We start from the raw sequence: 4840 nt of genomic DNA, 5'->3' as shown, positions 1-4840 counted from the left end.
TTGACGTTTCACGTTGTTTGTTTCGTTCAGTTTTCAAAGAACTTGTCTGTCGCTCATTTGCGACTTCCTTATGTTAACATCTTCATCTTTCAATGTCAACTAAGTTTTTCATTTCGTTTGTCGCTTTCGATGTTGTTGTCATCGGCGACTTGTTTTATATTACACCTCTATACTCTAATCGTCAACACTTTTTATAAAGATATTCAATTAAATCTTTTTTACGCTCTTTTAGCTATATACGTCCCTACAAAAATTCATTACCGAAAACTACCTTCTGCTTCTCTTTAATTTATTCTCGCAAAACATATTCAATTTACTTTGAACCCTAGGCTTAATTTGCGTGGATATTTTCATCCAACAAAACTATTAACCTTATTTTAACAAATACTAGTATATAATTAGAGGGTTGTTGCACCATCAATGAAATCCATTAGAAGCAGGTGAAGGTATGAAAGATATAAATATCCTTATAGCAGACGATGATAAAGAAATCCGTAATTTACTAAAAATATATTTAGAACGAGAATTATATATGGTAGATACTGCGATTGATGGCGAAGTAGCCTTACAGTTATTTAATCAAAACAACTATAGCCTCGTTATTTTAGATCTTATGATGCCGAAAGTAGATGGTATCGAAGTATGCAGAAAGCTTAGAGATAAAACTAACGTACCGATATTAATGCTAACCGCTAAAGATCACGAAGTCGATAAAATTTTAGGTTTAAGCATTGGTGCTGATGATTACATTACGAAACCTTTCAGCATTCACGAAGTGATTGCACGAGTAAAAGCTCTTATACGACGTTTTTTAGTTCTTGGAAGTAACATTAATGTACAAGAGAAAACAACTTTAGCTTTTAAAGGACTAACTATCAATTTAAATACATATACAGTTCACACAAATAAAGAAGAAATCAGCTTAACCGGAAAAGAACTAGAACTATTAAAATTCTTTACTTCAAACCCAGGACAAGTATTTACAAAAACACAGCTCTTCCGCAATGTATGGGACGATAATTATATAGAAGATGATAATACAGTTATGGTACATATTCGAAAACTTAGAAAGAAAATAGAAATCGACCCTTCCAATCCAAAATTCATTCAAACTGTATGGGGAATTGGTTATAAGTTTGTGGGTGAAAAGCTTGAAGACTGATAAAATCCTCTTCCTTATTTCATTACAACTTATCATTTGCGGGCTTTTAAATATACAAATGGATCCGAGAGTAAAAATTTCTTTATTTATTACCCTTATCTTAATTACAATGTATCTCTTCTTTTCAAGAATACAATTCATTCAAAATCGCAAATCAATAGACACTAAATTAAGTCGTGCACTAAAGGGGCATTTACAAACGAGATTATTCACAAGTAATGATCGATCGTTACATAATATCGTTTTTTCAATAAACGAACTAATAGCTGAATTAGAAAAGGTTCGGATTAAAGCAAAAAGGTCTGAGGAATCTAGAAAACAACTTTTATCTAGTATCTCGCACGATATCCGAACACCACTCACCTCCATTATTGGATATATCGATGCTTTAAAAGATGGGGTTGCTGCTTCTGAAATAGAAAAGCAAGAATATCTTAAAATACTTTATATGAAATCAAATAACTTAAAGCACCTAGTTGATGAAATATTCAATATGGCAAAGCTAGACGCTAATGAATTTCCACTAAAAGAAGAAAAACTCGACTTTTCTGAAGTTACTAGAGAAGTTTTGATCGAGTTTTTACCTGAACTCTCAAAACATAATATTAAACTGCAAGTTCTCATACCAGAGTCTACTTGTCCTATCATTGCAGATCACCTAAGCCTTATGCGTATTATAGGTAATTTAATGAAAAATGCCATTTATTACGGAAAGAATGGGAAAACAATAGGAGTCGAACTACTAGAAACTGATGCAGCATATGAACTTCTTATTTGGGACAAAGGCCCTGGTGTTCCAAAACATGATTTACAAAACGTATTTGAGCGAATGTACCGAAGTGAACAATCAAGAAACTCGTCTTTTGGTGGTAGCGGGCTCGGGCTTTCTATTTCTAAAGCGCTCGTTGAGAGGAATGGTGGGCATATATGGGTTGAAAGTATTCCATGGGAACGAACCACTTTTGGCTTTTCCATTCCAAAACACAATACTTTTAAGAAATAGTTAAGAAATGATTAATATGCAGTTAAGCCTTCCTTTTTATCATGTAAGTAAGAACTTATAGAAAGTAGGTGTCTCCTATAAACACAATTATAAAAACGACTAATCTTACTAAAGTATATGGCAAGCAAAAATCCGTAGATAAGCTAAACATTAACGTTCAACGAGGAGAAATTTATGGATTCATAGGACGTAACGGTGCTGGTAAAACGACAACCATTCGTATGCTACTTAGTCTTATAAAGCCTACAAGTGGAACTATCGAAATATTCGGAGAGGATTTATTTCAAAATCAAAAAGATATTTTAAGTAGAATTGGTTCTATCGTTGAAGTTCCAGGGTTTTATGAAAACTTAACTGCAAAAGAAAACTTATTAATTAATGCAAAGATAATCGGGGTGCACAAAAAGAATGCTATTGAAGAAGCATTAGAAATAGTGGGCTTGCAGCATGAAACAAAAAAATTAGTAGGAAAGTATTCTTTAGGAATGAAGCAGCGCCTAGGAATTGCACGCGCCCTTCTCCATTATCCCGAACTACTCATATTAGATGAACCGACTAACGGACTAGACCCCATCGGTATTAAAGAAATGCGAAAACTTATTCATTCTTTAGCTCAAGAAAGGAATATAACGATACTCATTTCTAGTCACATTTTAGCAGAGGTAGAACAGTTAGTTGATCGTATCGGAATTATTCACGAAGGAAGGTTACTAGAAGAAGTTTCTCTTGATAAGCTGCGCAAAGCAAACCGTAAGTACATAGAATTTCAGGTGAATAATGACAATAAGGCTGCGATGCTATTAGAAAATCAATTTCAAATTTTCGATTATGAGGTACATGATGAAGGGAATATTCGCATTTACTCTCATTTTGGGCAACAAGGATACATTAATAGAACGTTCGTTCTGAATGATATTGAAGTATTAAAAATGATGATTAGTGAAGACAGATTAGAAGATTATTTCACCAAACTAGTTGGAGGTGGAACAATTGGTTAATCTACTCTATACAGAACTATTAAAACTAAAACGCTCTAATATGTTTTTAATTAGCATTATTGGGGCTGGTGTCGCACCTTTCTTAGTCGTAGTAGCCTCTTATATACATATAAAAACAAAACAGCCAACTCCGACTATTTGGTTCCACCAGTTATTCACTGACGTTAACTTATATACTACTTTAGTTATAGGATTCCCTTTATACGGAGTAGTTGTTGCTTATCTCTTTACCCGCGAATATGCAGAAGATACACTAAAAAATTTACTAACTATCCCCGTGTCGCGCATTAGCTTTATTATAAGTAAGTTCATCATTCTCTTCCTTTGGATCATGATGCTAACTTTAGTCGCTTGGTCGCTTACTTTAATATTAGGGCTATTGGGGAACTTCCCTGGTTTTAACACTACTTTACTTTTAGGTTCTTTCCTAAAATTTTTAATATGTGGTGGACTTCTCTTTCTATTGTCTTCACCTATTGTGCTATTAACTCTTGTAATGAAGAGCTATGTACCGCCTATTATATTAACAGTCATTATTACAATGATGAATCTTATGCTCGTGAACTCCAAACATAAAGATTTATTTCCGTGGACCGCTACTCTAGATATTGCAAATAATGAATTACAACCCACATATCCACCAGAGTATTCTTATATCATCATTGCAACAACGGCGATTCTCGGATTTATTGCAACACTATTCTATTTTAAAAGAGTAGACATTCATTAATTTATAGGAGTGATACCATGAGCGATATCATAATTGCCTTCATACTCGGTATCGTAGAGGGGTTAGCTGAATTTTTACCTATCTCTTCTACTGGACACCTTATATTAGTCGGACACTTATTAGGCTTTGAAGGAGAAAGAGCGAAAACGTTTGAAATTGTTATTCAGCTAGGGGCAATTTTAGCTATTGCAATTTTATACCATAAACGTCTCGTTTCTTTATGTAATATTAAGCCTCTTCTACGGAAAGAGAAAAAATTCAACGCATTCCATGTATTTCTTGGCGTATTTCCGGCAGTAGTTGCTGGTTTGCTACTACATGATGTTATTAAAACTTACTTATTTCAGCCATACACTGTTGTGATTGGACTTGTAGCAGGGGCAATTCTTATGATCTTTGCAGAAGTAAAAAAACAAGAGGCAACCTCCTATTCACTGGACGATTTAACATACCGTCAAGCATTAACAATTGGATTATTTCAATGTTTAGCGGTATACCCTGGCTTCTCCAGAGCCGGCTCTACTATCTCTGGAGGTCTATTAGCAAAAGTAAATTATAAGACTGCATCTGAGTTCTCTTTTCTCATTGCCCTCCCTGTAATGGTTGGGGCTACAGGCTTAGACTTATTAAAAAGCTGGACGTATTTAAGTGTCGATGATATCCCTATGTTTGCGGTAGGATTCATCACTTCTTTTATAGTCGCAATGTTAGCAGTAGTAACATTCCTAAAGCTTTTAGAGAAGATAGGTTTAAAACCTTTTGCATATTATCGTATTTTGCTGGCTATCTTATTTACACTCTTCGTATTACTATAGATTCGTATATTTCACATATTATTGAACCGATATTCAAGTTGAAGTATCGGTTTTTTATCCATTTTCATTTATTAAACACGAAAAAACACAAGTCAAAAGACTTGTGTTTTTAGTTGCTTGGCGACGTCCTAC

At 34.2% G+C, this 4840-nt stretch carries 5 protein-coding genes; all 5 read left to right on the top strand.

What is annotated here, in order from left to right:
* The first annotated feature begins 448 nt into the window (after positions 1–448).
* The 5 genes from ACYVEC_RS30020 to uppP all read left to right on the top strand — a co-directional run bounded on the left by ACYVEC_RS30020 (position 449) and on the right by uppP (position 4708).
* Positions 449–1162 carry a response regulator transcription factor gene (locus ACYVEC_RS30020; RefSeq protein WP_063225008.1) on the top strand — a complete coding sequence of 238 codons (714 nt, stop codon included), beginning with the start codon at positions 449–451 and terminating at the stop codon, positions 1160–1162.
* The gene (locus tag ACYVEC_RS30015) at positions 1152–2165 is read left to right on the top strand and encodes a sensor histidine kinase (RefSeq protein WP_063225009.1); all 1014 of its coding nucleotides are present in this window, start codon (positions 1152–1154) and stop codon (positions 2163–2165) included. The genes ACYVEC_RS30020 and ACYVEC_RS30015 overlap by 11 nt, the downstream gene beginning before the upstream one ends.
* 68 nt (positions 2166–2233) lie before the next feature.
* On the top strand, positions 2234–3163 hold the full coding sequence (locus ACYVEC_RS30010; RefSeq protein ID WP_063225010.1) for an ABC transporter ATP-binding protein: 930 nt from the start codon (positions 2234–2236) through the stop codon (positions 3161–3163).
* Entirely contained in the window at positions 3156–3893 is a 738-nt protein-coding gene (locus ACYVEC_RS30005; protein ID WP_063225011.1) for an ABC transporter permease, read from the top strand. Before ACYVEC_RS30010 ends, ACYVEC_RS30005 begins: the two co-directional genes overlap by 8 nt.
* Positions 3894–3910: 17 nt before the next feature.
* Complete coding sequence (gene uppP, locus ACYVEC_RS30000) at positions 3911–4708, top strand: undecaprenyl-diphosphate phosphatase UppP (RefSeq protein WP_063225012.1); 798 nt, start codon at positions 3911–3913, stop codon at positions 4706–4708.
* The last annotated feature ends 132 nt before the right edge of the window (positions 4709–4840 follow it).

The organism is Bacillus sp. MN7755 (genome assembly GCF_054771475.1).
This window is presented reverse-complemented; position numbering and strand designations above follow the sequence as displayed.

Coding starts and splice junctions, on each gene's coding strand:
- ACYVEC_RS30020 (WP_063225008.1), top strand. CDS start 449: ATGAAAGATATAAATATCCTTATAGCAGACGATGATAAAGAAATCCGT.
- uppP (WP_063225012.1), top strand. CDS start 3,911: ATGAGCGATATCATAATTGCCTTCATACTCGGTATCGTAGAGGGGTTA.